Origin of the sequence: Amycolatopsis sp. NPDC004169, from assembly GCF_040610315.1 — a bacterium.
In the GTDB taxonomy this organism is placed as follows: domain Bacteria; phylum Actinomycetota; class Actinomycetes; order Mycobacteriales; family Pseudonocardiaceae; genus Amycolatopsis.
The window spans coordinates 285,316-310,338 of the sequence record NZ_JBEXMD010000007.1 but is presented as its reverse complement, the minus strand read 5'-3'; the positions used below and the strand labels follow the sequence as shown (position 1 = coordinate 310,338).

The window sequence follows — 25,023 nt, the reverse complement described above, 5'->3', positions numbered from 1 at the left end:
GGTGCGAGTGCCGGGACGGTGGCGTCAGAAGTGCGGGTCCAGGCCGCTGCCCCAGGTGTAGTTGCCGGACGCGTTCAGCCTGAAGTAGCACGTGATCTTGTAGAGGGTTCCGGCGCTGCTGTCGGAGAGGTAGCTGTCGAGCCGGTACGAGCCGCGCGTGGGGCTACCGGGCCAGAGCTGTTCCTCCCAGGTGTAGGTGCCCTCGAAGATGTGGCCGGTGTAGGTTTCGCAGGTCGAGCCGGCCACCGCGGGCGGGTCGACGTACGGCCACCAGCCGTAGACACCGTCCTTGAGCACCACCGTACGGCGCGCCAGTGACAAATCGTCTCCCGGGGTGGGGTCGTTGGTGAGCCACTGGGTTCGAAGGTTGTAGGCGGTCGGGTAATCGGCGTACGCCGTACCCGGCACGGTCTGGATCAACAGGGTGATGACGGCCGCGGCGAGCAGGCCGATCCTCTTGTGCATGGCACCTCCCGATTCTGTCGTCTGCGGCGTGGTCCGGCCCGGTGGCGGGGTGGCCGGCATCCGGTCACCCCGCCGCAGGCCGCACGGTCGCTCAGGGGTAGTCGAAGATCCACGGCTGACCGGCCGCGCCGTTGCGCAGATGCCACTGCCAATGGCCGGTACCGGAGTTGAACCGGAAGACCCCCGGGCCGTCACCGCCGACGCCATCCCAGTCACCGCCCACCACCGAGTCGGTCCTGGTCCCGTTGCCGTAGTAGAAAGTGATGTCGGCGGTCCCGGAACTCAGGCTGTTGCGCTCGAGCCAGGTGAAACTGTCGGGCGCCGCGCGAACCACGCCCGGCGTGTCGCCGCCGACGCCGTCCCAGTTGCCGGCGAGGGGCGCGTCACCGAACCCGGTCAGCCCGTAGACGAGGTTGTAGTCGGGGTCGCCACCCGAGGGGGCGTTGCGCAGGTGCCACGCCTTGGAACCGCTCGCGTTGCCTCCCGCGACGCCCGGCCCGTCGCCGCCGATGCCGTCCCAGTTGCCGGCAACGGGCCAGTAGGCCAAGGCGTCGTTCACATAGGCGCGTCCGTAGGTGAATTTGATTTCCCCGATTCCCGAGGTGTTGGAGTTGTGCAGGTTCCACTGCCAGTCGTGGTAACTGCCGCCGGCCGCGACCGGACGCACGACGCCCGGGGTGTCGCCCCCGGCACCGTCCCAGTTGCCCACCACCGGGATGTCGCAGGAATTGCCGTAGTTGATCACGATGTCGGGCGGACCGGCGTTCGGTCCGTTCCGCAGCTGCCAGGTCAGATTGACCCCGTCGTCGACCACGACGCCGATGCCGTCCCCGCCGATGCCGTCCCAGTTGCCGCTGATGGGCCAGATCCTGTTGCTGCAGCCCGCTGCGCGGATGCCCGGCGCGGCACCCGTCGCCGCGGCGGCGGTCGCGGCCGGCGCGACGGCGGCCGCGAGCGCCATCCCCGCCACCACGGCCGATATTCGTCTTTTCCTCATTGTTCTCCCCTTTGGATCCCCTTGCCGTACCATGATTCTCGCTTGCCGTCGCACGCGTGTCTTGCGCCTGCGCGCACCGTTCTTTAGTCAGTGCGCACGGCTTTCCTGCGACGGAACTGCCGCGGCGAAACACCGTAGGCGCCACGGAACGCGTGACTGAAATGCGCGGGTGAGGCGAACCCCCAGCGGGCGGCGATCGCGGTGATCGAACGGCCGGCCAGCCGGGGGTCGGCGAGGTCGCGACGGCACTGCTCGAGCCGGCGTCGGCGGATCCAGCCCGCGACGGTCCGGCCCTCCTGCTGGAAGAGCTTCTGCAGGTACCGCACGGAAATGTGGTGCGCAGCGGCGATCGTCTCCGGGGTCAGGCCCGGGTCGCCCAGGTTCCCGGCGATGAACGCCTGGATCCGCGCCACGAGCGTGAGCTCACCGGAGACCGGGTCACGCGCCAGCGCCTCGGTCAGCGCGTCGAAAAGCAGGGGTGACAACCGCGTGACTTCGGCCGGGCCCGAGATCCGCACGCAGATCTGCTCGCGGGACGCGCTGTCACACCGGACATCGCGGGGCACCCACGTCTCGGAATCCCCGTCACGGCAGAAGACGAATTGCTCTTCCGTCCGCACCCCACCGTTCATCGGAGTCCCCGGACGAGCTTTTCGTGCCGAGCCGGGCGCGCGCCGGGCAGAGCCGCCGAGGCCAGCCACGCGGCCGCCGCGGCGCCGTTTCCCGCCGTGGTGATCTCCGCGTCCGGCCACTGCCGCGCCACGGCCGCGCGGACCGTGCGGGACAGCGGGCTCGGCGTGGCCAGGAGGCCACCGCCGAGCACGACGGGGGTGGTCGCGCCGAGGTCGCGGACGCGGCGGACGCTCGCCGTGAGGTGGCGGGCGGCCCGGGTGGTGAGCAGCACGGCGTCCTGGTGGCCCGCATCGGCGGCGGCCAGTACGATCGGCGCGAGCTCCGCCAGGGCGACCGGCGGCCGCCGGTGCACGGCTTCGATGGTGGCATCGACCCGTAGCCGGCCCCGTCCACGGGGGACACCGAGCGCCCGCAGCACCTCCAGGTCCAAACCGGACAGTGGGCCGCCGCGGTCGAGAGCTGCCAGCGTCGCCTGGACGGCCTTCCGGCCGAGCCAGAAGCCCGACCCCCGGTCGCCGAGCAGCCAGCCGTGCCCGTCGGTGCAGCGGGCGATGACGCGGTCGCCCATCGCCGCGGCGACCGCGCCGGTCCCCGCGACCAGCACGGTGCCGTCGGTGGCGTCCGTTCCGGAGACGTAGGCGAGGGTGACGTCGCTGACCATGGCCGGGACGCACCGCAGACCCGCTTGCTGCCAGCCGGCCCGGACCGCCGGACCGATCTCGGGGTCCCGCATCGCGACGTCGCCGCCCGCCCAGCCGAACACGGCCGCTTCGACGTCGGCCGGATCGACGCCGGCGAGGGCGGCCCGCAGCGCGTCCCGGATCGCCGCCAGCGCGCGGGCGCCGTGCGCTACGGGGTTCCCGCCGCCGGCCACGCCGGTGCCGAGCACGGTGCCGTCCACGTCGGCCACCAGGGCGCGGCTCGAGGTGCCGCCGATGTCCATCCCCAGCACCAGCCGGGAGGTCATTTCGCCACTCCCGCCGTGAGCCCGGTGTGGATCTGCCGCTGGAACACCGCGTACACCGCGATCACCGGCAGGATCGACATGCTCAGCGCCGCGAAGAGGGCCGGCCAGTCCGCCGTGTAGTTCGCTTCGGTGGCGAGGTCGGCGATGCCCTGCGTCAGCACCCACTTGTCCCGCGCGCTGCCGCTGAGCAGCACCAGCGGCAGCAGGTACTGGTTCCACTGGCCCACGACGTTGAAGACGGTGACGCTGACCAGTCCCGGCCGCGCCATCGGCAGCATGATCCGGAAGAACAGCCGGGTGTGCGAGCACCCGTCGATGACCGCCGCCTCGGCGACGGCCGCCGGCAGCGTCCGGAAGAACGCGGTCAGGAAGAAGACGGCGAACGGCAGCGAGTAGGCGATGTAGACCAGGATCAGCCCGCCACGGGTGTCCGGGCCGATGAACGGCCCGAGCACCGGCAGGGTGCCGAGGTCGCGCACCACGAAGAACAGCGGCGTCAGCGCGAGGAACACCGGGAACGCCATGCCCGCCACGAACGCGAGGTAGAGCACGCGGCTGCCGGGGAAGGGGTAGCGCGCGAAGACGTACGCCGCCATGGAGCCCAGCACCATGGTGCCCGCGGTGCCGGCCCCCACCACGATGACGCTGTTGAGGAAGTACTGTCCGATGTGCGCGGCACCGAACGCGCGGGCCCAGGTGTCCAGCCGCGGCGTCGCCGGCGGTGCCCAGGCGTCGGCGAAGATCTCGCCGGTCGTCTTGAACGAGGCCAGCACGGCCCAGGCCACCGGTGCGAGCACGAGCAGCGACCAGGTGACGAGGACGACGTGGGAGAGCCCGGTGAGCCTTCTCATGCCCCTCCTCGGTATTCGGTGTCTTCGCGGCGGGTGAACCGCAGCACGAGCACGGCGAAGGTGGTGGTCAGGAAGAACAGGGCGACGCCGAGCGCCGAGGCGTAGCCGAATTTCGAGTAGACGAACGCGTTCCGGTAGACCTCGGTGGCGAGCACGATCGTGGCGCGGTCCGGGCCGCCGTGGTCGGCGGTGAGCACCCAGACGAGGGTGAAGGCGTCGAACGCGGCGATGCCGAGGTAGACCCAGGCGACCTGGATGCTGTCCCAGATCAGCGGCAGGGTCACGCGGAAGAACAGCCTCGGGCCGCTTGCTCCGTCGAGCCGGGCCGCCTCGTAGAGCTCGGGCGGGATCGAGGCCATCGCGGCGGAGAAGAGCACCACGTAGAACCCCGTCGACTGCCACACCAGCACGCCGGCGACTGTCCAGAGCGCGAGCCGCGGGTCGGTGAGAAAGCCCACCGGCGTCAGCCCGAGAGCGGTGAGCGGGCCGTTGACCAGGCCACCCCGGCCGGGTTTCAGCACGGACTGGAACAGCACGGCCACCACCGCGACGGCCAGCACCTGCGGAAGGAACAGCACCACCCGGTAGAACCGGGAGCCCGCCACACCGCTTCCCCGCCCGCCGGAGGTCAGCAGGTGCGCGAACAGCAGTCCGATCGCGATCGTGACCACCGGAACGACCACCAGCAGCACCCCGTTGTGAGCCAGGGCCGTCCAGAACGTTTCGTCCCCGAGCAGGCGAGCGAAGTTGGCCAGGCCGACGAACCGCGGCTCGGTGGACACGCCGTGCCAGTCGGTGACGGCGATCCGGAACGCCTGCAGGTAGGGCGAAACGACGTAGACCGTGTACAGCAGCACCGGCGCGGCGAGGAAAGCGAAGACGAACCCCCGCCTGCCTTGACGGAACATCGTGGCCGCCGCCGCTCAGCGCCGGAACTTCTTGACCGACGTGTCACGCACGAGCGCGTCGGCCTTGCGCTGCATCCGGCGGCCGAAGTCCACAGGACTCAGCCGGCCGCTCATCAGCTCGCCGGTCACCGCCCGGCCTTCGTCGAGCAGTTCGCGGTACCAGCTGTCGAACCGCCAACCGACCACAGTGGACCCGGACGCGGCCAGCGCGTCGACGGCGCTGCGCAGGCCCGGGGTGAGCCGGCCGCTCGCGGTTTCGTCCAGCACCGTGAGGGTCCGGACCAGTTCGGTGTAGCGGGTGGCGCCTTCGGCCGACAGCATGGCCCGCAGGTACTCCATGCCGCCGCGGGGATTCGCCGAGTGCGCGGAAACGAAGAAGGCGCCGACGAAACCGGCGTGCACGGTCTTCGCGGGCAGCGCGTCCGACGCGCTCAACGGCGGCACCGGGAACATCGCGTACTCGAAGCCGGCGGGCGTGACGTTCCTCTGCTCGTTCTCCAGCCAGGACCCGCACGGGAGCATCGCCACCTCGCCGGCGTTCTGCCTGGCCTGGGACTCGGTGTGGTCGAGGCCCGCGGTGCCCGGCAGCAGGTACTCCAGGCCGATCTCCTGCCACGCGGCGGCCGCCCGGCGCACCGGCTCGGCGAGCCAGGCGCCGTCGGCCAGGTTGTCGATGTTCCGGAGCACATCCGGCCCGCCGGCCTTGGCGGCCGTCGTCAGCAACGGCTCCAGCGCATACTCCGGGTACTTGCCCGCGTAGGTGAAGGGCGCGATGCCCGCCTGCCGGATCCGGTCGCACAGCGCCAGCAACTCGTCCCACGTCCCGGGCACCTCCCAGCCGTGCCGCGCGAACAGCGACCGCGAATACCAGATGCCCCAGGTGATCCTGTTGTAGTGGACGGCGCAGAACTTCCCGTCGAAGGTGCCCACGTCGATCGCCGCCGCCGGCAGCACGTCGCGGACCTTCTTGCCCGGCCGGTCCCACGCCGGGGCGTCGAGCAGCGGCGCGAGGTCGGCCAGCTGCCCGTCGGCCGACAGGGCACCGAGGTCCAGCCGGTCCGCGCCGTCGTTGTCGACCACTTCCGGCGGGGTGCCACCGGCGTAGCGCGGCTGCAGCGTCTTGGCGATCTCCTTGGTGGCGACGTGCCTGACGGACAGCCCCGGGTGCCGGGCGGTCAGCATCGGTTCGTGGATCGCGGTGGCGAACTCGTCGCCGAAGCCGCCGTCGAAGACGACGATCTCGACCGGCTTGTCCAGCGCCGCGCCCAGCGGGTTGACGTCGCTGATCTCCCCTTGCGCCGCCGGGTCCGGCGGGCCGCCCCCTGGCGACGCGCACGAGCCGGCGAAGGGCGAGGCGGCGAGACCGGCCGCGATACCCAGCGCGGTCCGCCGGGAGACTTCGGTGCTGTTCGAGGACACGGCGTGCTCCTGGAGGTCAGGCGTGACGGCGGAGCCGGCCGGCGTAGCGGTTTTCCAGCTTCCGGTTGTGGTCGTCGCCGCCGTCGATGTTGGCGGACAGGTAGATCGGGGGCTCTTCGCCGGCTTCGGCCAGCAGCCGCACCACTTCGGCGACGACCATCTGGGCGAGCAGGGCGGCGCTGAGGGACGAGATCGCGCACACCCGGGCACCGGACGGCAGCGGCAGGAGTGCGTCGCCGGGCGGGGCGCCGTTGTCCAGCACGACGTCGGCGAAATCGATCAGCCGCCGGCCGGACCGATGACGGGACGCCGCGTGCCCGGTGTGCGCGGCCGAAGTGACCGCGAGCAGGCGGTGCCCGCGCTGCTTCACCAACCGGGCCAGCTCGACGACGCACCCGTTCACCCCGGAGTTCGACGCGATGACGAAGATGTCCTCCGGGTGTGGCGCGGAAAGCTCGTAGAGCCGGTGGGCGACCGCCGGGTCACGTTCCAGGAACGGGCCGAAGAGCACATCGGGTGGTGCGCCGCCGAGGACCACCAGATCGTCCAGCGCGATCTTGTTGCTCGGCACCAGCCCGCCTGCCCGCCCGGCGATCTCCATCGCGAGCGCTTCGGAATGCCCGGCGCCGAAAGCCTGGACGATCCCGCCGGCGCGGAGGGACTCCGCGACGAGCCGGGCCGCCTCGCGCACCGCGGGCTCCTGCCCGGTCGCCACCTCGTCGAGGACGACACGAGCCGCCGCGACGTACCCGGCCGCGCTCGGGCTGCTTCGATCGGCCACCCCCGTGCCCCCTTGCAGAAGATAATTTTTCTCTGCCACTCCACTTTCGGACTCGGTGGGCGCGCTTGTCAAGGTGCTGATTCTGCCGCTGATACAGTCGATCTTGAGATGCCACAAGGAAGACGGGCGCTTGACCGGTGCTCCTCGTAGCGAATAATTTACGTCTCTAGCAAGGAGCTGGTATGGCGAACGAGCCCCTCCAGGCGTCGAGCGGCACGCTCGGGCGCATCCGCGAGCTGCTGCCGTCGATGCCCGACGCGCAACGGGCGCTGGCCGAACTCGTCCTCGGCGATCCGGCGGCCGCCGCCCGGCTGACCATCGTCGAACTGGCGGACCGGTGCCGGGTGTCGACCGGCACGATCACCCGGTTCTGCCGGGCACTCGGGCTCACCGGCTACGCCGCGCTGCGGATCGCGCTGGCTTCGGAAAGCGGGACCGACGGCCGCGGCACCTGGGCCACCCACATCGGCATCGCCGTGACCGAACACGACGACCTCCGGCACGTCGCCGAGGTGGTCTCGGCCAACATCGGGCACATCGTCGCCGAGGCCATCGCCCACCTCGACCTGGCCGACGTGAGCCGTGCCGCGGCGCTGCTGGCCACGGCCCGCCGGATCGAGGTCTACGGAGTCGGCGGCAGCGCGGCGACGGCGTCGGAGTTCCAGCAGCGGCTGTACGCGATCGGCGTGCCCGCGTGGGCCCACACCGACGCCCACGTGGCACTGGCCGGTGCGGCCCTGCTGGGCCGGGGTGACGTCGTGGTCGCCCTCTCGCACAGCGGGCAGACCCGGGAGGTGTGCGACGTCGTGGCCGAAGCCCGATCCCACGGGGCGGCGGCCGTCGCGATCACGAATGTCCGCACCTCAACGCTGGCTCGCCGGGCCGGGCTCGTCCTGGCGACCGGCGTGCGCGAAGTGGGTTTCACCACCGAAGGACTGCTGGGGCGGCACGCGCAGCTGGCCGTCCTGGACCTGCTCTACATCGCCGTCGCCCAGCGGATGTTCGAGCAGTACCGGGAAGCGCTCGCGGTGACGACCGAGGCGGTGCGCCGGTACAAGACGGACGACGGCGCCTGACCGGAAGAACGAGGTGCCGGCCGCTGCGGCAGAGCAGCGCGGCCGAAGCACTCCGCGAGAGTTGCTCCGGCCGCCGGTTCACTGCTGGGCGTCGCACTTGATACACCGATGGCTACGTCCGAAGAGGACGATGACACCCGCGAGGACGATGCCGCCGACGGCCCAGGCGCCGCCCTGGAGCAGGGCGGCAGGCTCCGGGATCGAGCCGCGGGCGATGGCCGCGACTATCCCGCTGCCGGCCACGGCTTTTGCGATGCCGCCCAGCGCGGCCGCGAACGCGAGGACCGCGGCGAAGACCGACACCGTCGTGACGAAGTACCGCCCGCCACAGCTGCGGCACGGCCGCCGCCGGGACACCGTTGACTGTGCCATGGACCCGCTCCCGCCTTCCGAAGGTGACGACCGGGGACGGCCGTCACGAAAGCAGAGCGGCGGGGTCCTGGTGCTGATACGGAAACGGCTGGCGGCCTCAGCAGGTGATCATCGCGTTCGCCCAGTCGGCGTGGTCGTTGGTGTTGCCGTCGCCGGCGTCGGTCACCGACAGTTCCAGCACCTGGACGCCGGTCAGCTGCGCGGACAGCGCCTGTGCCTTGTCGCCGGGGTGCATGACGCCCGTCGCGGCGAGTTCCTTGCCGTCACCGAGGATGCGGAACGCCACGCTGCCGCCGGAGTTCTCGTCGTCCATCCCGACCAGGGCGCCGACGGACGTGCAGGACGCGCCGACGTAGACCCGCACGCTCGAGGGGGCGTGGGCGCCGATGCCGTCGTCGTAGCCGACCCCGGCGATGGTGATCCGGCGCCCGTCACCGGGCCGGCTTTCGCCGTTGCTCGTGCCGCGTTCGGCCGGGCCCCAGCCGTTTTCGGACGACATCCACGGGGCCTTGGACAACGCCGTCGTGCCTGACGACGGGCGGGAGACGAGCGGTGAAGTGCCTTCCGAGCCCAAGGCGCGCTTGCCCCACGCGGTGGAGTAGTCGGCTTTGGCCGCCAGCCTGACGCGCTCGCCACCCGGCGCCACCGGCTTGAACGTGATCTGCTGCTGCCACGACTTCCCCGGGGCCACGGCCGGGACCGTGAACGTGCCGGGGCCGTCGAGCTGCCAGCCGACGGGCGTCGCCACGGTGGCCCGGAGCTGGGTGATCGGTGTGCTGCCGTCGTTGGTGACCTGAAGGGTTGTGGTCAGCGGGCGGTCGGCGGGCACGTAGTCCGGCGCCGGCAGGGCCAGCGTCGTCATCGGCGCGGCCGACGGGTGCGTCGACGGCCAGACCCGGAAGACGGACGAGTCGTGGGACGCGACGGCGTCGCGGAGGGTGCCCGCGGTTTCGGTTTCCGTGCCGGTCCAGAGGTCGCGGACGCGGAAGGTGCGGCCCGCGAGACCGAGTTCCGCCGCCGTGGTGCTGATGGTGGTGCTGGCCGGCCCGCGGTTGAAGAGCACGACCGCGGCCGATCCGTCGGACATCGGCTTCGCCCAGACCTCGGTGTCGCCGTCGTCGCGGAGCTTGTGGCCCTGGGTGCCGGCCCAGTCCTGGTCCAGCGCGATGACGTCCTTGTTCTCGAGGATCGCCCGGGTGTCGGGTGACATCGCGGGCAGGTCGTTCCCGGCCAGCAGGGGCGCGTTCAGGAGTGCCCACAGCGCGAAGTGCGACCGGTACTCGGCGTCGGTCATGCCGCCGTTGCCGACTTCGAGCATGTCCGGGTCGTTCCAGCCGCCGGGGCCCGCGAACTTCTCCAGGCCGACCTGCTGGTCGAGGATGCCGGTCATGCTGCCCCAGCTGTCGCTGATGTCGCCGGTGGTGCGCCACAGCTGCGCACCGGCGTCGAGCCCCCAGGTCCACGGCTTGTTCTCGCCCCATTCGCAGAGGGCGTAGATCATCGGGCGGCCGGTCTTCTTGATCGCGTCGCCCATCTTCGTGTAGCGCTCGACCGCGGGCCGGCCCTGGTTGTTGCAGTTGTCGTACTTGAGGTAGTCGACGCCCCAATCGGCGAAGGACTGGGCGTCCGCCTCCTCGTGGTCGAGCGCGCCGGGCATGGTGTTCTGGCAGGTCAGTGTGCCGGCGCTGGTGTAGATGCCGAGCTTCAGGCCGAGCCCGTGGACGTAGTCGGCGAGGGCCTTGATGCCGTGGGGGAAGCGTTCGTGGCTGGGTTCGAGCTTGCCCTCGGCCGTGCGATTCTGTTCCGCCCAGCAGTCGTCGATGTTGACGTATTGGTAGCCCGCGTCCTTCATGCCGGACGACACCAGTGCGTCGGCGGCACCGCGGACGAGGTCCTCGTTGATGTCGCAGCCGAACCGGTTCCAGCTGTTCCAGCCCATCGGCGGCCGTTCGCCGACGCGCTGGGCAGCGAAGTAGGCCGGCTCCGCGGCTGCGGCGGGGACGGCTTGGGCGACCGTGACCACCGAGGAGCAGGCGGCTATCGCGACGGCCATTCCAACAAGACGACGCACGATTACCTCCAGGAACGCGCAACTTTGCGCAGACTCACTCAACAATCAACACGACGGAGGTTCAGGCGGCTACGTCCGTTAGTAGGTAATTCCGTTGCGCCGCCGGCCTGCCACGGGGCGGCCGTGCTCGTGGCCGCGGTGCTCGAAGTTCGGGCGCGGGGCGACTCGGGCGCCGACTCCCGTCATTACGATCATCGATGATGGTCACCACGGATTTGGTCTGGCTCGACGCGACAGAGCTGGCGCGCCTGATAGCCGTCGGCGAGGTCAGCGCGGTCGAGGTCGTGCGGGCGCATCTGGATCGCGTCGAGGCGGTGGGGGAGCGGGTCAACGCGTTCGTCACCGTGCTGGGCGAGCAGGCCCTCGCCGCTGCCGCTTGCCCGCGTCCCGGGCCGCTGGGCGGCGTGCCGTTCACGATCAAGGACTCGTTCGACACCGGGGGTGTGCGGACCACCCGGGGGTCGTCGCTGTTCGCCGATCACGTGCCGCAGGCCGACGCCACGGCCGTGGCCCGGCTGCGGGCCGCGGGCGGCATCCCGTTGGCGAAGACCAACCTGCCGGAGATGTCGTACTGGACCGAGACCGACAACCTGATCGCGGGCCGGTCGCTCAACCCCTACGATCCGGAGCGCACCCCCGGCGGCTCCAGCGGTGGCGAGTCCGCGGCCATCGCGGCGGGTCTGTCGCCGCTCGGCCTGGGCAGTGACGTCGCGATCTCGGTGCGCGGACCGGCCCACGACACGGGCATCGCCTCGATCAAACCCACCCACGGCCGGGTGCCGTGCACCGGTCATTTCCCGCACGCACTGCGGCGGTGGTGGCACACCGGCCCGATGGCGCGCAGCGTGCGCGACCTGCGCCTGGCACTGTCCTTGCTGGAGGGCCCCGACGGGCTGGACCCCTACGCCGTCGCCCTGCCCGCCGCCGCCCGGCCCGGCGGGCCCGTCCGGATCGGCTGGACCACCGACGCGTTCGGCCCGATCGACCCCGAGGTGGCCGGCACGGTGACCGCGGCGGCCACGGCCTTGTCGAGCCTCGGGTTCCCGGTCGAGCAGGTCGGCATCCCGTGGCTCGCCCAGCACGACTGCACGCGGATTTCGGCGACGCTGTTCACCGCCGAGATGCTGCCCTACCTGCGCGGCATCACAGCCGGCCGGGAAGCGGAGCTGCACCCGGTGATCGCGCGCACGCTCCAGGCACCCGAGGTCACGCTCGCCGACTACCTCGCCGCCGAGCGAGAGGTGGAACAGCTGAGGTCGGCGTTCGCGGGCTGGCTGGGGGACTACGACGTGCTCGTCTGCCCGGTCGTGACGATCCCGGCGCCGCCACACGCGCAGTCCGGTTACGTCGTCGGCGGGGAGAAAGTGACGGCCCGCAACGTCATGCGGGCGACGGTGCCGTTCAACCTCACCGGCCTGCCCGCCGTCTCGCTGCCCTTCGGGACGACCGCGGGTGGCCTGCCCATCGGCGTCCAGCTCGTCGGTGGCTGGTGGGCCGACCACGACCTCCTCGCACTGGCCGAACGACTCGAATCGGTCAGCCCGGTCCGCGGCCGTCGCCCGCCCCTCCGGCCCTGAGGCGTCCCCGGGCGCCGATCACCCAGGCCGCCGCGGCCGCCCGAAGGGGCGGGATCGGGCCCGCTGACCGGAACGACACCCCACGCCGACGCGGGGATCCGGCATGGTCGGGGAAAGGTTCCGATGTGGGGAGCGTCGATGAGCTGGAAGAAGCGGGCCGCGATGGTGGCCACCGTGGTGGCGTTCGCGGGGCTGGTCGCCCCGTCCGCGAACGCCGCGGACTACGGGCCGTACCCGATCACCAACAACTACAGCGGCCGCTGCCTGATGCCGCAGGGCACCGGCAACGGTGCCCCGGTCGTGCTGTGGGACTGCTGGCAGGTCACGAACAAGTGGTACCTGCGTTATGTCGCCTACGACAGCCGCTACCAGGTCGTCGACTCGGTCAGCGGGCGCTGCCTGGACGCGCGGTGGGGCCCGATGCAGAACGGCACCCCGATCCAGCTGTGGGACTGCCTGGGCGGCGGCCAGACCAACCAGGTCTGGTGGGTCTTCCAGGACGGCTACCGCAACTACACGATCCAGAACGTCTACAACTCGCGCGTGCTCGACGCGGTGTGGCAGGAACTCGGCCACAACGGCACGCCGACGCAGCTGTGGGACAACCTCGGCGGCGGCCAGGCCAACCAGCGCTGGGGCGTGCTCTGATCAGGCGGTGAGCGCCGCGCCGAACGCGCGCGCGGTGCTCATCAGCCCGGCCACCACCGGCTGCGGGCCACGTCCCGGCGGCAGCACGGCGACCAGCCCGGCCGCCGTGCTGCCGTCCGGTGCGCGCACCGGCACGGCCACACTTCCGGCGTCCACGGCGAAACCGCGGATTCCGGTCCACAGCCGTCCGGCCGCGCTGTCCGGCGGCAGCACCGTGCCCGCCGGGACGTCGGTGCCGTCGATCACCACCAGGCCCGGCGCCACCAGGAGGACGCCCGCCCGGATCCGCGCGGCGAGCACCGGCAGCCAATCCCGGGCCAGCTCACGCAGTTCCGGTTCCCAGGACTGGCCGAGCCGGAACAGCAGCGAGCCGGTCCGGTAGCCCGCGGGTGCGCGCTCGACGACGCCGAAGTCGACGAGCTGGCCGAGCAGCCGGTGCGCGGTCGTCTTCGGCAAGCCGACGGCCCGCGCCAGCTCCGCGAGCCCGGCGTCGCCGCCCAGCGCGTTGAGCGCTTCGAGCACGGCGAACGCCCCTTGCAGTACTCCTCTTCCGGCCACCCGCCCAGTCCAAAGGATCGAGCGAGCCGGCGAAACGGCCCTTCGGGCAGCTCCCAGGACGTCTTTGCGCGGACAGCTGCCCCGGGAACAAGGAGGAGAGGGGTGCGGAGATCACGGCGGTCCCGGCCGCGTGCTCCGAACGGCGGCATAACACTTGGCGGCGGCGGAAGTCATGCCCGCGCCGACCGGCCGCGATGCCGCCGACCCGCCGAAAGTCGGTGCCGCACAACGGAAAGCGCGTCCTAGCATCCGGATCCCCGTGGGTGGACTCCCGGCCGCCCCGTGATGAGGGAGACGCGCCGATGCGGAAGCTGCTTGCCGTTCTCTGCTGTGCCTTCGTGACCACCATCGCGGTGGCCGCCCCGGTGTCCGCGGCGCCGGGCGGCACCGTGCCCGGCCTGACCGGCGCCGCCGCCCGGGCGGCGGCCGGGCCGATGGCCGAGAAGTTCCGCCAGCTGCGCCAACCGCAGTCCCTGGCGCAGCGGCACACGTTCTGGGGTCCGGAACCGCAATTGTCCTCCGGCGCCGACGGTGTGGTCGTCACCCAGAGCATCACGCCGGGCCTGCGGATTTCGAACAGCTCCGACGTCGTCTACGCCCCGACGATGAAGCCCACCGGGCACTCGTGCATCGAAGTCGTGACCGCGTACGGGCTCGGCGAAGCCGCGCAGGTCTGGGCCTGGGACTGGTGCCGTTCGGTGTCGCCGGCGAAGGTCGTCCCGATCGACAGCGCCTTCCTGGCCACCTACACCAGCACGGTGAACGGCCACCCGGCCTACACCGTCCAGGAGGTCCGGACCAGTTCGGCGGGCAACAGCTGGACGGCCTCGCTGCGCAACGTGAAGACCGGCGCGTGGGACACGCTGTTCAGCCAGAGCGGCAGCGACCAGAGCTCGCTGAACGAAGGCTGGGACATCTTCGAGCTCTATTCGACCCGCAATCCCGCCACCGGCAACGCCTACTACTGCTCGGACGCACGCGGCGCGGTCTTCGAGTCGAGCTCGCTGCAGCTGCGGATCGGCGGCCGCTGGGTCGCCGCGTCGCCGTCGAACTCGCCGCTGCAGCCGACGGCGAACCCGCGCCCGGCCGACTACGACTGCTCGACCCTGCGGTTCGACGTGCCGTCGCCGAACAGCACCTGGCGCGTCACCGTCTGAGCGCAGCCGGCCGGCAGCAGCTCGCGGCCGCCCGCGTGCCACCAGGTGTCGAACGCGGCGCTGCAGCCCTGCCGGCCGGCGTAGCTCGCGACGACGGCCGCGTGGATCTCCTCGATGTGCGCCGCCACCGGGGTGCCCGGCCGGTAGCACAGCCGCAGCTCCTGCCACAGGGGTGCGCCTTCGATGGCCCGCACGGTGATGGTGCCGGGCCGGTCCCGGCGCGTCGCCAGCGCGGGTGCGACGGCCATGCCTGCGCCGACGAGGTCCAGCAGCGTCGCGAGGCACTGCGGCCGGTGCGGCTGGTCGAGGGCAACGCCGTGGCGGCGGCACTCCCGCTGCAGGTACGCCGACCACCGCGTCGTGCCCGGCGGGTCGTCGGCCCACGGGTGTTCGCCGAGGCCGGCGAACGGGACCGCGCGCGTCCCGGCCAGCGGGTGGTCGGGCGCGAGGATGACGAAAACCGGCTCCCGGGGGTGCACCACCAGCGTTTCGACGCCGTCGGGGATCACGAAGCCGGGCAGCGGCGGCAGGTAGACCAGCGCGAGGTCCAGCCCGCCGGCGGCGAGCTGGGCGAGGGTGGCGGACTCGTCCGGGTCCTCGTGCACGCCGACCCCGTGGCTCCACGGCCGTTCCCGCAGCCAGCGGGACACCGCGAGGTGCAGGAAACCGCAGTACCCGCCGACGCGCACCGGCCCGGCGGGCGCCCGCCGTTCTCCGATCCGCTCGGTCAGCGCGGACACCCCGGCCAGCACGCCCCGCGCGTCCGCCACGACGTCGGCACCGAGCCGGGTGGGAACGCACCCGCTGGGGGACCGGACGAACAGCGTCCCACCGACGGCCTGTTCGACCCGCCGCAGCAGCCCCGAGAGGGCGGGCTGCGAGACGTGGAGAAGCCGGGCGGCCCGGGTGAGACTCCGCGCATCGGCCACGGCCACGAGCGCGCGCAGGTGGCGCAGTTCCAGCTCCACGCTCCCACTGTAGGCGGCTTGATCAGCGGGGACATCCGACTCGAGTCGGACGGGGCTTCGACCGGACCCAGGTGGCGGCTCGTGCTCCGGAGGCCATGCGCCGGGCGGACTGCCTAGTGTCCACGCCGGCTTGGCGCGTTGTGTCGGATGCGCGGTCGCTCGTTCGTGGTAGGGATGAGCTCGGCACCGGGCCGGGCCGCAGGGGAAGGGCTTCACCATGTCGGATGTCTCCGCACGCGAAAACAGGCCGTTGCGGTTCGGGGTCGTGGCGCCGATCACCGCTGACCTGCCGGCCTGGCGCGATCAGCTGCGTGGTCTGGCCGACAGCGGTTACTCGACGATCTTGCTGCCCGATGTACCGCAGTGGCAGCCGGCACCGGGGCCGGCGCTCGCGGTGGCGGCGACGATCACGGGCCTGCGGGTGGGCACCTGGGTGTACGCGTCTCCGGTCCGGCCCGCGTGGATCACCGCGTGGGAGGCCCACTCGTTGTCGGTGCTGACCGAGGGTCGGTTCGAGATGGGCATCGGCACCGGCCGGCCCGGGATCGCCGACCAGCTCCGTGAGCTCGGGCTGCCGGCCACCCCGGCGGGCCATCGGCTGAGCCAGGTGCGTGAGGTGGTCGCGGCGCTGCGTGACCTCGATGGGCCGGACCGGCACACGCCGGTGGTCATGGCGGTGGGCGGCCCGAAGGCGCAAGCGCTCGCCGCGGATCTCGCCGACACCGTCACCTTCGTGATGCCCCAGATCGAGACACGGGCCGAGACGACGCAACGGGTAGAACAATTCGACAACCGCCGCGGTGCGGAACTGGCGTTGCACGTGCCGGTGGTCGGCGACTCGGTCGCCGCGTTCATGGCCGGACCCGACACCGACGCCGCCGCCGTCCGGGCCGCGGACTCGCTGGCGTTCCTGCCCGGTGATCCTTCTGCCGCTGCCGAGGAGATCCACCGGCGGCGGGAGGAGATCGGGTTCTCCTACTTCGTGGTCGGTGCCGAGGCCGCCGGTGTTCTTGCGCCGGTCGTTGCCGAGCTGGCCGGACGGTGACCGCGAAAGCCTGCGCCCCGAGTGCGACACCCTCACGCGCCGGCACGGCGGCAGTCTAGGAGCCCGACGGACCCCAGACGCCGCCCAAAGGTCCACTATGGACGGTACGGTGAACCCCTAAAGACCGGCCGTCGACCGGGATTGACCGGAGGCCGGCACGGCGCGTCCTTCCCGGTGAACGCGCCGTGCCGGGGCTCATGACGACCGCACGTTGTGCTGTGCCTCTTGGGCGCGGTCGGTGACGTCGCCGGTCGCCGCGCGGGCTTCCTCCTGCACCGTCGATGCGCTGTCGGCGGCTTCGGATTTCACCGACTCGACCGCCTTCTGCGCCGGCTCGCGCAGGTTGTCCTTGAGTTCCTCCGCCGCGTGCTGGGCGACCGGGGCCAGCTGCTCGCGCGCCAGGTCCGTCGCCTGACCGGCCAGTTTGCGTTCCGGCTCGCTGGCCGGCAGCAGGGACGACACCAGCCAGCCGGCGCCGAAGGCGATCAGGCCGGCCGCCAGCGGATTGCCCTGCGTGCTGCGGCGGATCTGCTGCGGGGCTTCGGACACCGCGTCGGCCGCCGAGCTGACCTTGTCCTGCGCCGTCGAGGCGACCGAGCCCGCTTTGTCGGCGGCGACCGATGCGTGGTGGTCCGCGGTGCCCATGACGCGCTCCTTCGCGGTCCCGAACGCCGCCCGCACCCGGCCGACCCGGCGTTCGACGATGCGGCCGGGGCTGACCTTCTCGGTCAGCGCGTTGACGTCGGTGCTCAGATTTCGTTGCGTAGTCTCGATTTCCCGGCGGATCCGGTCCGGTTCGGTCATGCTCGTTCGCCTTTCAGTGCGTCGGGGACCTGCTGCAGGGTCTCGACGGTGCGTTCGGGTTTCGGGTTGATCCGGCGGAATTCGCTGCGCCCGGTGGCGTACAGGACCGCGCCGGCGATCGCCCACACCGCGGCCACGATGAGCGCGGCCCAGCCCCCGTCCATCACGTTCTCGAGGCCCTGCCACAGGGCGACGGACAGGAAGAGCAGGACCATGTAGCCGGCGAAGCCGGCACCGCCGAACATGCCGGCGCCCTTGGCCGCCTTGCTCGCTTCGGCCTTCGTCTCGGCCTTGGCGAGCTCGACCTCCTGGCGCACCAGGGCGGAGAGGTCCTTCATGACGTTGGACATCAGCTCGCCGACCGAGCTGTCGGCGACGTCGACGGGCGGGCTCGCCTGCGGTGCGGGGCCGGGGGACTGGGTCATCACGGCACCTGCCCGGGCGCGGTGTGCCGGCTGGGCTGCGGGAGAGGTTCCCGTGCCGGGTAGCCGCCCGGCTGGGGCGCGGCGAACCCGCCGGGCGTGGTCGGCGGCGCGTCGGGCTGGGGTTCGATGAGGCCGTCGGGACTGACCGGGCCACCCGGCTGGGGCGCGCTGTACCCGCCCGGGGCGACCGGCGGCGGGTACCCCGTCCCGCCCGGACCGGGCGCCGAGGGCACCGGCGGGGCCCCGGCCGGTCCGGGGTTCGGCGCCGGGGTGGCCGCGGCCGCCTGCCCGTTCGGGGAACCGCCCGAGTTCTCCTGCTGCTGGGCGACGACACCCCGGGTGAGCCGGCCGACGAGGGCACCGGCGACCGCCGCGCCCACCAGGAACGTCCCGGGACGGCGCCGGGCGAAGCGGCGCACCTCGCCGAGCAGGTCGCCGGGTTCGCGGTGCTCCAGCCAGTCGGCGACCGACCGCGTCCGGTGCGACACCTGCCGCGCGATGTCGGTGGCGACGCCGGGGGAGTCGGTCTGCTCGGCCATCCGGTCCAGCTCGCCCGCCAGCTGGTGGAGGCTCTCGGCCGCCTTCCGCTGGCCGTCACGCGCCTGGGACTGCAGCTGTTCGCGACCTTCGCGGAGCAGGTCGCGCGCTTCCCGCTGGGCGTGCTCTGCGACGTGTTTCGCTTCGTGCGCGGCGGTTTGCGCGACGTCGCCGCCGCGATCGGCGGCCGTGGTGGCGACCTCGCGGGCTTCGTCCTTGGCGGTCTCCGTCGTCGACGGCGGCGACTGGCCGCCGGATCCCTGTGTCATCTCGACCTCCTTGCGGGAGAGGCACTTCCGGTGCCCTTGGCTTCGTAGAGCCGCGGGCTACCCGGGGGCTCCCTGCATAAACCGGCACGAGTGTCCGGCCGCAAAGCGGGTAGCCCGCTCGCGGAGGTGGTGGTTGTGCCGGAACAGAAGCTGGTGGAACACCGTCTCGTCGACGAACGCGGCGACGCCGCCCGGGGCCGCGCCGCCAACGGGCGACGCGGATCCGGGCCGGCGTGCCGGGTCCTTCTCAGCGCTGCGGATGATCTTCCGGCAGAGAAGGGATCCAGGGCTGACCGCGAAGTCCCGGCCTGCGGATTCGACCACAGGCCGGGCGCGATGCTTTCGGATCAGGTCAGCTTGTTCTTGAGCGACTTGGCCTTGCCCTTCGCGGTGCCCTTGGCGTCCTGCAGCGGTGCGTAGGTGCCGTAGAGCGCCGGGTCGGGTTTCGGCGCGGTGCCGGGACCGCCGAGCGGCTCGGGGTCCATCAGGTACTCGATGCCGGCGTCGGTCGTCCAGCTGGTGCCCTTGGCGCCGTCGGGGCCGTCCGAGAGGTGCCAGATGGTGTGGTTGTGGGTCTGGTCTTCCTCGTCGAACAGCGCGCTGGGGGCGATGTCGTCCTCGAGGCCGTCGGCCTTCAGTTCTTCGATGGCGGCCAGCCACTGCTTTTGGTGGACGGTGTCACGGGCGAGGTTGAACTTCAGCATGGCCTTGACGCCCGGGTCGTCGGTCATGTTGTACAACCGGGCGGTCTGCAGCCGGCCTTGGGCTTCGGCGGCGGCGTTGGCGCGGAAGTCGGCGAGCAGGTTGCCGGAGGCGACGATGTATTTGCCGTTCCAGGGGTAGCCGTTGCTGTCGGCGGGGAGGGCGCCGCCGCTGGCGACGATGGCCTGTTGCGGGTCCATGCCGCCGAGGACGGCGGCCATCACCGGGTCCTTGACGGCTTCGGCGGTGGCGGTCGCGGGGGCGCCTTCGAGGAGGCGGGCGACCATGGTGGCGAGCATTTCGACGTGCCCGATTTCTTCGGTCGCGGTGTCCATGATCAGGTCTTTGTACTTGCCTTCGATGCGGCAGTTCCAGCCCTGGAACAGGTACTGCATGGTGACCGTCATTTCGCCGAACGCGCCGCCGATCAGTTCCTGGAGCTTGTGGGCGTAGACGGGATCCGGCTTCTCGGGCTTGGCTTCGAACTGCAGGAGCTTGGTGTGACGGAACAACTTTTCCTCCGTGGTCGCGGACGGTGTCCGGTGGTCGGGGGAGGCGTTCCCGGTTAGCGGACGGTTAACCGCGCGGGGTGAATGCGGCTCAGCCACCGCGCTGGACGACGGCCGTGGTGAGCGTCGCCGCGATCAGTTCGAGCTCGTGGTCGGTTGCCTCTTCGCCGTCCAGCTGCGCTTGCAGGTCGGTGCGGGTGATGACGTCGCTGGCGCCGGCGGTTTCGCTGTCGGCCGCCTCGACCTCCATGCGGCCGCCGATCAACACCAGCACCGGGTCGGCCAGCCCGGACCCGAGCAGGCGGCGCAGGTCCTCGATGGTCACCTTCATGTCGTCCTCCTGATTCGTCGTCGGGAACCCGCTGTCAGAGGGGGAGGAACTCGCCGCGCTGCAGGAGGTGGACCCGGGTGGCCGGTTTCCGGATCCGGACTTCCTCGAGGAAGTTCGAGATCGGCGAGTGGAAGAGGCCGTAGTCGTCGAAGTGGACCGGGACCGCGCGGTGTGGTTCGAGGAGGTTCAGCAGGTCGACGCCGCCGCGGTGGTCGAGGGTGACCAGGACGCCGAACGCCCGGGTGCCGCCCAGGTGCACCACGGCGAGGTCGAGGTCGGGGAAGCGTTCGCGGATGGTGCGCAGCTCGTCGTGCAGCACGGTGTCGCCGCTGAGGTAGATCCGCAGCGGGGTGGCGTCCGGGCCGGCGTGGTACTCGATGACGCTGCCCATCACCGGTGGGAGGAGGCGCTGCATCGGCCCGGGGGCGTGGCGGGCGGGCACGGACGTGATCGTGACCCGGGCGTCGCCGTCGGTGAAGGTCTCGCTCATCCAGGTCGCGAGCGGGAGCGGGGCGTGGAAGCCGCGGCGCTGCAGCCGGGTCGCGGCGTGCTTCGTGGTGAGGATCGGGACGTCACGGGGCAGTTCGCGGGAGGCGATCCGGTCGAAGTGGTCGCCGTGCAGGTGGGAGAGCACCACGGCGGTCAGCGGCGGCAGCTCGGCCGGCTGCAGCGCGGGTTCGGTGCGGCGGCGGGAGAACAGGCCCTGTCCGAAGTAGGACCATTGGCCGCGGTGGAGGAAGTTGGGGTCGGTCAGGAACGTGAACGGGCCCAGCCGGAGCACGGTGGTGGCGGTCCCGACGAACATCAGGGAGTCGCCGCCGGGAACCTCGGACATCGGTCGTCCTTTCACGTCGACGCGGGCTCGGGGACGGCGCCGAGCCGCCCGCGGAGTTCCGGGACGAAGTCCGGGTCCGTCCGGGTGAGCGTGTCCAGGTCGGTTTCCGGCGGCAGCGGGAGACCGGTTCGCAGCCCGCCGTCGAGGACCAGCCCGGCCGCCGCCAGCACCAGGGTGGCGTCGTCGACCGGGGGCAGGCCGGCGAACGCGGGTGACCGGCGGGGCAGCACGAGGTCGAACGTGCCGGCGGGGCCGCCGCGGCAGCAGTACCGCACCCGGTACCGTGAGCCGTCGACGAGCCGCACCTGCCAGACCGTGCACGCCGTGCTGAGGGACATGACCCTCCGGTACCCGGTGCGGGGGTGGACAAACGACGGCACCGACGCTGCCGGGTGCGCGGGAGCGTGGTTCACCGCTGCCCCGAATGGGCAGTAGTGGGCGTCACGCAGGCCGGTTTGTCGACCACCGGCGATCGGTCTCACGCGGGTGGAGGGGAACGATGACCATGTCGCGCACGGTGCTGGACGCGATCGCCGCCGATCCGGCCTTCGTGGCGACGGCCGCCCCGTACCTGGTGCTCGACCCGGACCTGCGGATCCACGCCGCCAACCCCGCCTACACCGACGCGACGTTGACCGCGGCCGCCGAGCTGGCCGGCACGTACCTGTTCGACGCCTTCCCGGACAACCCCGCCGACGCGGACGCCGACGGTGTCACCAACCTGTCCGGTTCGCTGGAACGGGTGCTGCGCCGCGGGCGCCGTGACTACATGGGACTGCAACGCTACGACGTCCCGGACCCCGAGGACCGGTCCCGGTTCGTGCCGAAGGTGTGGGCGCCGCTGAACGTCCCGCTGCGGGACGCCGAGGGCCGAATCGCCGGCATCCTGCACCACGTCGAAGACGTCACCGACCTCGACGCGGCGCTCACCGACGGCGACGGGACCGGGTGGCCACCGGACCAGCCCCGCCGGCTGTACGAGGCCGTGCAGCTCGCGTCCCGGTTGCGTCACGCCAACGGCGAGGTCCGGCGCGAGAACCGGCACCTCCGCGAGGCGCTGCGCACCCGCGGCGTCATCGAGCAGGCGAAAGGTGTCCTGATCGGCCAACGCGGCTGCGGCCCCGACGAGGCGTTCGCCATCCTCGTGCGACTGTCGCAGGAGACCAACACCAAGCTCTACGACGTCGCCCGGGCTCTTCTGGACAGCGTCATCCGCGGGGGTTAGCACCGGGTAGCCGCGGGGACGGCAGAGGAAGGCAGCCCGGGCCGTGCGTTCGTCGCCGGTCGGTGTTGTTTTCGCGCGCCGGGTGCGGGTACTTGCGGCGGATGGCAGGAAGACGCGACGAACTCCAGCGGATCGCGGCGGAGAAGTTCGGCTGGTCGCAGCTGACCGACGAGCAGCTGGCCGCGATGGAGCAGGTGATGGCCGGGCACGACGTGCTCGCCGTGTTGCCCACCGGCGCCGGCAAGTCCGCGATCTACCAGGTGCCCGCCCTGCTCCTGGACGGCCCGACCCTGGTGGTGTCGCCGTTGATCGCGCTGCAGAACGACCAGATCGAAGGCATCGAGGACAGTCGCGCCCCGGCCGCCGTCGCGTTGAATTCCGCGCAACGCGCGGCCGACCGCAAGCACGCGTGGGAGTCGCTGCGGACGGGCGACGCCGAGTACCTGTTCCTGTCCCCGGAACAGCTGGCCTCCGACGAGGTGCTCGATGCGGTCGCCGAGCTGGGCGTCTCCCTGTTCGTGGTGGACGAAGCGCACTGCGTCTCGGCGTGGGGCCACGACTTCCGGCCGGACTACCTGCGCCTGGCGCCGGTGATCGAGCGGCTGGGGCACCCGCGGGTGATCGCGCTGACCGCGACCGCGGCGCTGCCGGTCCGCACCGACATCGTGGCCCGGCTGGGGCTGCGGGACCACCGCGAGGTGCTCGCCGGTTTCGACCGGCCCAACCTGCGCCTCGGCGTCGACCCGCTGCCGAACGACGACGACCGGCACCAGGCCGTCATCACCCGGACGCGCGCGCTGACCGCGGACCCCGCGACCCGCCCCGGACTGGTGTACGTCACCAGCCGCAAGGACGCCGAAACCTACGCCGAGGAGCTCGCCGCGGAGGGTGTCCGTGTGGCGGCCTACCACGCCGGGATGAAGGCGGCCGACCGCGAACGCGTGCACGAAGAGTTCTCCGGCGGCGATCTCGACGCGGTGGTGGCGACTTCGGCGTTCGGCATGGGGATCGACAAGGCCGACCTGCGGTTCGTGCTGCACGCGGCGGCGCCGGAGTCGCTCGACACGTACTACCAGCAGATCGGCCGCGCCGGCCGGGACGGGGAACCGGCGGAAATCACGCTGTACCACCGGCCGCGGGATTTGGGCAGGCAGAAGTTCCTCACCGCGGCGAAGGCGCCTGAACAGGCACTGGCGGAGGTGGCGACCACCCTCGCCGGGCACGACACGCCCCTGGAGCCGGCCGAACTCGGCCGGGAGGTGGACGTCTCGGCGGCCCAGCGCACGCGGGCGGTGAACCTGCTGGAAGAGACGGGGGTGGTCGGCGTCACCGCCGACGGGCGCCTCGAGTACCGCGATTCCGAAGTGGACCCGGGCGAGGCCGTCGAGCGGGGTGTCGAGGCCGCCGAAGCCCACCAGCGGCTGATCCGGTCGCGCATCGAGATGATGCGCGGCTACGCCGAGACCACCGGGTGCCGCCGCCAGTTCCTCCTGGGCTACTTCGGCGAGCAGCTCGAGCAGCCCTGCGGAAACTGCGACACCTGCATCGCCGGCACCGCCGAAGCACTCCCGGCCGGGGCCTTCGCGGTCAACAGCGTGGTCGAGCACGGGGAGTGGGGCCGCGGCATGGTGATGACCGCGGACGACGAGAAGGTGACCGTCGTGTTCGACGACCACGGCTACAAGACGCTGTCGACGTCCGCGGTCCTCGAGCACGGCCTGCTCTCCGCCGTCGACGGGGATTGACCGGGGGCTGGAGAGGATCGCGATGGAGATCGAGGGCAAGAAGATCCTGTGGCGCACCCTGGGAAAGCCGCCTTCGTCGGTTCCTTTCACCGGCCGCGGCGGTCTTGCCGGGCGTACCCGAGCCGACCACTGATACACCGGTTCCCCCGGGTTGCTGCCGGTCCGGTCATCGCTGTGCCTCCAGCAGCACCGGGTCGGTTCCCCTGGCGACCGCGACGATCTCCTTGATCAGGAGCCGGGTGCTCGCGGACGGCCGCCGGTCGGCGAGCGTGGTGATGCCGATCTCGCGCGGCACCGTCTCGAGCGGCAGGGGCAACACCGCCAGCAGCGGGTCCCGTGCGCCGATCAGCATCGGGAGCGGGGCGACGGCGTCCGTCTCCAGCAGGACCGTCCTCAGCGTGAGGATCGTCGAGCACTCGATGATGTTCGCGGGGAGCGGCAGGCCCCGGCGGCCGAAGAGTTCGTCGATCTCGTGACGCAGCTGGCTGCTCCGGCCCGGCAGGATCCACGGCAGGTCCATCAGGTCCTCGATGTCGCTGGTGGGTGCGTCGAGGCAGGGGTGCTCGTGCCGGACGACGAGGCGGACCGGTTCCTCGTAAAGCCGCACGTGCCGCAGCGTGGTGCGCGGGCTCGATGGCTGGAGCCTGCCGACCAGTACGTCCACTTCGCCTCGGGAGAGCTGCAGGCCGAGCTCCTCGGGCATCGCCTCGACGACCGAGACGGTGAGGTGCGGGTGGGCCTTCTTGAGCCGGATCAGGGTCTGCGGCAGCAGGGAGTACGCGCCGGCGAGAATGGTGCCGACCCGGACCGGCTCCATGCCGAGGCGCTGGAGCCCCTGGATGCGTTCGGCCGCGGCCTGCAGATTGCCCACCACCGCGCGGGCGTGCTCGATGAAGACGTCGCCGTACTGGGTCGGCCGGACGCCGCGCGGCCCCCTGGCGAAGAGTTCGACGCCGATGATCGCCTCGACCTCCTGCAGGCTCCGGGTCACCGCCGGCTGGGTGACGTGCATCGCCTTGGCCGCGCCGACCAGGGTGCCTTCGTCGGCCACGACGGTCACGAGAACCAGGTGACGCAGTTTCAGCCGGCCGTCCAGGATGTGGTCCACGTTCATGTCTCGACATCTCTCTGTAACATAGCGTTGGGCC

The 25,023-nt window shown here is 71.7% G+C and carries 27 protein-coding genes; 7 read left to right on the top strand and 20 right to left on the bottom strand.

Annotated elements, in window-relative coordinates:
- Positions 1-24 precede the first annotated feature (24 nt).
- From ABZX11_RS12665 to ABZX11_RS12630, 8 genes are all read right to left on the bottom strand, one after another.
- A complete protein-coding gene (locus tag ABZX11_RS12665) occupies positions 25-465 on the bottom strand; it encodes a hypothetical protein (protein WP_354912674.1) in 441 nt (146 codons plus the stop codon).
- 91 nt (positions 466-556) lie between these two features.
- Complete coding sequence (locus ABZX11_RS12660; RefSeq protein WP_354912672.1) at positions 557-1,426, bottom strand: hypothetical protein; 870 nt, start codon at positions 1,424-1,426, stop codon at positions 557-559.
- Positions 1,427-1,545: 119 nt separating this feature from the next.
- Positions 1,546-1,980: a helix-turn-helix domain-containing protein gene (locus ABZX11_RS12655; protein ID WP_354912670.1), complete on the bottom strand. Its 435-nt coding sequence runs from the start codon at positions 1,978-1,980 to the stop codon at positions 1,546-1,548.
- A gap of 110 nt (positions 1,981-2,090) precedes the next feature.
- Positions 2,091-3,062, bottom strand: a complete 972-nt coding sequence (locus ABZX11_RS12650) for a BadF/BadG/BcrA/BcrD ATPase family protein (protein WP_354912668.1) — start codon at positions 3,060-3,062, stop codon at positions 2,091-2,093.
- Positions 3,059-3,913, bottom strand: a complete 855-nt coding sequence (locus tag ABZX11_RS12645; protein WP_354912666.1) for a carbohydrate ABC transporter permease — start codon at positions 3,911-3,913, stop codon at positions 3,059-3,061. The genes ABZX11_RS12650 and ABZX11_RS12645 overlap by 4 nt, the downstream gene beginning before the upstream one ends.
- Positions 3,910-4,821, bottom strand: a complete 912-nt coding sequence (locus tag ABZX11_RS12640) for a sugar ABC transporter permease (protein WP_354912664.1) — start codon at positions 4,819-4,821, stop codon at positions 3,910-3,912. The genes ABZX11_RS12645 and ABZX11_RS12640 overlap by 4 nt, the downstream gene beginning before the upstream one ends.
- A 15-nt stretch (positions 4,822-4,836) precedes the next feature.
- Positions 4,837-6,240 (bottom strand): N-acetylglucosamine/diacetylchitobiose ABC transporter substrate-binding protein, encoded by a 1,404-nt coding sequence (ngcE, locus tag ABZX11_RS12635; protein WP_354912662.1) that lies wholly within the window; start codon positions 6,238-6,240, stop codon positions 4,837-4,839.
- 16 nt (positions 6,241-6,256) lie between these two features.
- Complete coding sequence (locus tag ABZX11_RS12630) at positions 6,257-7,021, bottom strand: SIS domain-containing protein (protein ID WP_354912660.1); 765 nt, start codon at positions 7,019-7,021, stop codon at positions 6,257-6,259.
- Between the two features lie 182 nt (positions 7,022-7,203).
- Here ABZX11_RS12630 and ABZX11_RS12625 point away from each other — a divergent pair, with 182 nt between their 5' ends.
- Complete coding sequence (locus ABZX11_RS12625; RefSeq protein ID WP_354912658.1) at positions 7,204-8,097, top strand: MurR/RpiR family transcriptional regulator; 894 nt, start codon at positions 7,204-7,206, stop codon at positions 8,095-8,097.
- Between the two features lie 78 nt (positions 8,098-8,175).
- Here the strand turns inward: ABZX11_RS12625 and ABZX11_RS12620 are convergent, their stop codons facing one another.
- Both ABZX11_RS12620 and ABZX11_RS12615 read right to left on the bottom strand, forming a co-directional pair.
- A complete protein-coding gene (locus ABZX11_RS12620) occupies positions 8,176-8,469 on the bottom strand; it encodes a hypothetical protein (protein ID WP_354912656.1) in 294 nt (97 codons plus the stop codon).
- 97 nt (positions 8,470-8,566) lie between these two features.
- On the bottom strand, positions 8,567-10,522 hold the full coding sequence (locus ABZX11_RS12615) for an NPCBM/NEW2 domain-containing protein (RefSeq protein WP_354912654.1): 1,956 nt from the start codon (positions 10,520-10,522) through the stop codon (positions 8,567-8,569).
- 218 nt (positions 10,523-10,740) lie between these two features.
- Here ABZX11_RS12615 and ABZX11_RS12610 point away from each other — a divergent pair, with 218 nt between their 5' ends.
- Both ABZX11_RS12610 and ABZX11_RS12605 read left to right on the top strand, forming a co-directional pair.
- Entirely contained in the window at positions 10,741-12,117 is a 1,377-nt protein-coding gene (locus ABZX11_RS12610) for an amidase (protein WP_354912652.1), read from the top strand.
- Positions 12,118-12,255: 138 nt separating this feature from the next.
- Entirely contained in the window at positions 12,256-12,765 is a 510-nt protein-coding gene (locus tag ABZX11_RS12605; protein ID WP_354912650.1) for an RICIN domain-containing protein, read from the top strand.
- Here the strand turns inward: ABZX11_RS12605 and ABZX11_RS12600 are convergent, their stop codons facing one another.
- Positions 12,766-13,323: a helix-turn-helix domain-containing protein gene (locus ABZX11_RS12600; RefSeq protein WP_354912648.1), complete on the bottom strand. Its 558-nt coding sequence runs from the start codon at positions 13,321-13,323 to the stop codon at positions 12,766-12,768.
- Positions 13,324-13,625: 302 nt separating this feature from the next.
- On the opposite strand from ABZX11_RS12600, the gene ABZX11_RS12595 reads away from it, so the two are divergent.
- Positions 13,626-14,480: a carbohydrate-binding protein gene (locus ABZX11_RS12595; RefSeq protein ID WP_354912646.1), complete on the top strand. Its 855-nt coding sequence runs from the start codon at positions 13,626-13,628 to the stop codon at positions 14,478-14,480.
- Here ABZX11_RS12595 and ABZX11_RS12590 read toward each other — a convergent pair.
- A complete protein-coding gene (locus ABZX11_RS12590; RefSeq protein ID WP_354912644.1) occupies positions 14,414-15,448 on the bottom strand; it encodes a LysR family transcriptional regulator in 1,035 nt (344 codons plus the stop codon). The two genes, ABZX11_RS12595 and ABZX11_RS12590, sit on opposite strands and share 67 nt — an antisense overlap.
- A gap of 217 nt (positions 15,449-15,665) precedes the next feature.
- Between ABZX11_RS12590 and ABZX11_RS12585 the strand changes: the two genes are divergently transcribed.
- Positions 15,666-16,493, top strand: a complete 828-nt coding sequence (locus ABZX11_RS12585) for an LLM class flavin-dependent oxidoreductase (RefSeq protein WP_354912642.1) — start codon at positions 15,666-15,668, stop codon at positions 16,491-16,493.
- A gap of 195 nt (positions 16,494-16,688) precedes the next feature.
- On the opposite strand, the gene ABZX11_RS12580 is transcribed toward ABZX11_RS12585, so the two are convergent.
- The 7 genes from ABZX11_RS12580 to ABZX11_RS12550 all read right to left on the bottom strand — a co-directional run bounded on the left by ABZX11_RS12580 (position 16,689) and on the right by ABZX11_RS12550 (position 21,243).
- Complete coding sequence (locus tag ABZX11_RS12580; protein WP_354912640.1) at positions 16,689-17,297, bottom strand: DUF3618 domain-containing protein; 609 nt, start codon at positions 17,295-17,297, stop codon at positions 16,689-16,691.
- Positions 17,294-17,722, bottom strand: coding sequence for a phage holin family protein (locus ABZX11_RS12575; protein ID WP_354912638.1), 429 nt, complete (start codon positions 17,720-17,722; stop codon positions 17,294-17,296). Before ABZX11_RS12575 ends, ABZX11_RS12580 begins: the two co-directional genes overlap by 4 nt.
- Positions 17,722-18,528: a hypothetical protein gene (locus tag ABZX11_RS12570; RefSeq protein WP_354912636.1), complete on the bottom strand. Its 807-nt coding sequence runs from the start codon at positions 18,526-18,528 to the stop codon at positions 17,722-17,724. The genes ABZX11_RS12575 and ABZX11_RS12570 overlap by 1 nt, the downstream gene beginning before the upstream one ends.
- Positions 18,529-18,875: 347 nt before the next feature.
- Positions 18,876-19,742 (bottom strand): manganese catalase family protein, encoded by an 867-nt coding sequence (locus ABZX11_RS12565; protein WP_354912634.1) that lies wholly within the window; start codon positions 19,740-19,742, stop codon positions 18,876-18,878.
- 88 nt (positions 19,743-19,830) lie between these two features.
- Positions 19,831-20,070 (bottom strand): hypothetical protein, encoded by a 240-nt coding sequence (locus ABZX11_RS12560; protein WP_354912632.1) that lies wholly within the window; start codon positions 20,068-20,070, stop codon positions 19,831-19,833.
- Between the two features lie 34 nt (positions 20,071-20,104).
- Positions 20,105-20,905, bottom strand: coding sequence for an MBL fold metallo-hydrolase (locus tag ABZX11_RS12555; RefSeq protein ID WP_354912630.1), 801 nt, complete (start codon positions 20,903-20,905; stop codon positions 20,105-20,107).
- A gap of 11 nt (positions 20,906-20,916) precedes the next feature.
- Positions 20,917-21,243 (bottom strand): hypothetical protein, encoded by a 327-nt coding sequence (locus tag ABZX11_RS12550; protein WP_354912628.1) that lies wholly within the window; start codon positions 21,241-21,243, stop codon positions 20,917-20,919.
- Between the two features lie 161 nt (positions 21,244-21,404).
- On the opposite strand from ABZX11_RS12550, the gene ABZX11_RS12545 reads away from it, so the two are divergent.
- A complete protein-coding gene (locus tag ABZX11_RS12545; RefSeq protein ID WP_354912626.1) occupies positions 21,405-22,130 on the top strand; it encodes an ANTAR domain-containing protein in 726 nt (241 codons plus the stop codon).
- A gap of 101 nt (positions 22,131-22,231) precedes the next feature.
- Complete coding sequence (locus ABZX11_RS12540) at positions 22,232-23,875, top strand: RecQ family ATP-dependent DNA helicase (protein ID WP_354912624.1); 1,644 nt, start codon at positions 22,232-22,234, stop codon at positions 23,873-23,875.
- A gap of 166 nt (positions 23,876-24,041) precedes the next feature.
- Here the strand turns inward: ABZX11_RS12540 and ABZX11_RS12535 are convergent, their stop codons facing one another.
- The gene (locus tag ABZX11_RS12535; RefSeq protein ID WP_354912622.1) at positions 24,042-24,989 is read right to left on the bottom strand and encodes a LysR substrate-binding domain-containing protein; all 948 of its coding nucleotides are present in this window, start codon (positions 24,987-24,989) and stop codon (positions 24,042-24,044) included.
- Between the last annotated feature and the right edge of the window lie 34 nt (positions 24,990-25,023).

Coding starts and splice junctions, on each gene's coding strand:
- ABZX11_RS12665 (WP_354912674.1), bottom strand. CDS start 465: ATGCACAAGAGGATCGGCCTGCTCGCCGCGGCCGTCATCACCCTGTTG.
- ABZX11_RS12660 (WP_354912672.1), bottom strand. CDS start 1,426: ATGGCGCTCGCGGCCGCCGTCGCGCCGGCCGCGACCGCCGCCGCGGCG.
- ABZX11_RS12650 (WP_354912668.1), bottom strand. CDS start 3,062: ATGACCTCCCGGCTGGTGCTGGGGATGGACATCGGCGGCACCTCGAGC.
- ABZX11_RS12645 (WP_354912666.1), bottom strand. CDS start 3,913: ATGAGAAGGCTCACCGGGCTCTCCCACGTCGTCCTCGTCACCTGGTCG.
- ABZX11_RS12640 (WP_354912664.1), bottom strand. CDS start 4,821: ATGTTCCGTCAAGGCAGGCGGGGGTTCGTCTTCGCTTTCCTCGCCGCG.
- ABZX11_RS12625 (WP_354912658.1), top strand. CDS start 7,204: ATGGCGAACGAGCCCCTCCAGGCGTCGAGCGGCACGCTCGGGCGCATC.
- ABZX11_RS12620 (WP_354912656.1), bottom strand. CDS start 8,469: ATGGCACAGTCAACGGTGTCCCGGCGGCGGCCGTGCCGCAGCTGTGGC.
- ABZX11_RS12615 (WP_354912654.1), bottom strand. CDS start 10,522: ATGGCCGTCGCGATAGCCGCCTGCTCCTCGGTGGTCACGGTCGCCCAA.
- ABZX11_RS12610 (WP_354912652.1), top strand. CDS start 10,741: ATGGTCACCACGGATTTGGTCTGGCTCGACGCGACAGAGCTGGCGCGC.
- ABZX11_RS12605 (WP_354912650.1), top strand. CDS start 12,256: ATGAGCTGGAAGAAGCGGGCCGCGATGGTGGCCACCGTGGTGGCGTTC.
- ABZX11_RS12595 (WP_354912646.1), top strand. CDS start 13,626: ATGCGGAAGCTGCTTGCCGTTCTCTGCTGTGCCTTCGTGACCACCATC.
- ABZX11_RS12585 (WP_354912642.1), top strand. CDS start 15,666: ATGTCGGATGTCTCCGCACGCGAAAACAGGCCGTTGCGGTTCGGGGTC.
- ABZX11_RS12580 (WP_354912640.1), bottom strand. CDS start 17,297: ATGACCGAACCGGACCGGATCCGCCGGGAAATCGAGACTACGCAACGA.
- ABZX11_RS12575 (WP_354912638.1), bottom strand. CDS start 17,722: ATGACCCAGTCCCCCGGCCCCGCACCGCAGGCGAGCCCGCCCGTCGAC.
- ABZX11_RS12570 (WP_354912636.1), bottom strand. CDS start 18,528: ATGACACAGGGATCCGGCGGCCAGTCGCCGCCGTCGACGACGGAGACC.
- ABZX11_RS12560 (WP_354912632.1), bottom strand. CDS start 20,070: ATGAAGGTGACCATCGAGGACCTGCGCCGCCTGCTCGGGTCCGGGCTG.
- ABZX11_RS12555 (WP_354912630.1), bottom strand. CDS start 20,905: ATGTCCGAGGTTCCCGGCGGCGACTCCCTGATGTTCGTCGGGACCGCC.
- ABZX11_RS12550 (WP_354912628.1), bottom strand. CDS start 21,243: ATGTCCCTCAGCACGGCGTGCACGGTCTGGCAGGTGCGGCTCGTCGAC.
- ABZX11_RS12545 (WP_354912626.1), top strand. CDS start 21,405: ATGACCATGTCGCGCACGGTGCTGGACGCGATCGCCGCCGATCCGGCC.
- ABZX11_RS12540 (WP_354912624.1), top strand. CDS start 22,232: ATGGCAGGAAGACGCGACGAACTCCAGCGGATCGCGGCGGAGAAGTTC.
- ABZX11_RS12535 (WP_354912622.1), bottom strand. CDS start 24,989: ATGAACGTGGACCACATCCTGGACGGCCGGCTGAAACTGCGTCACCTG.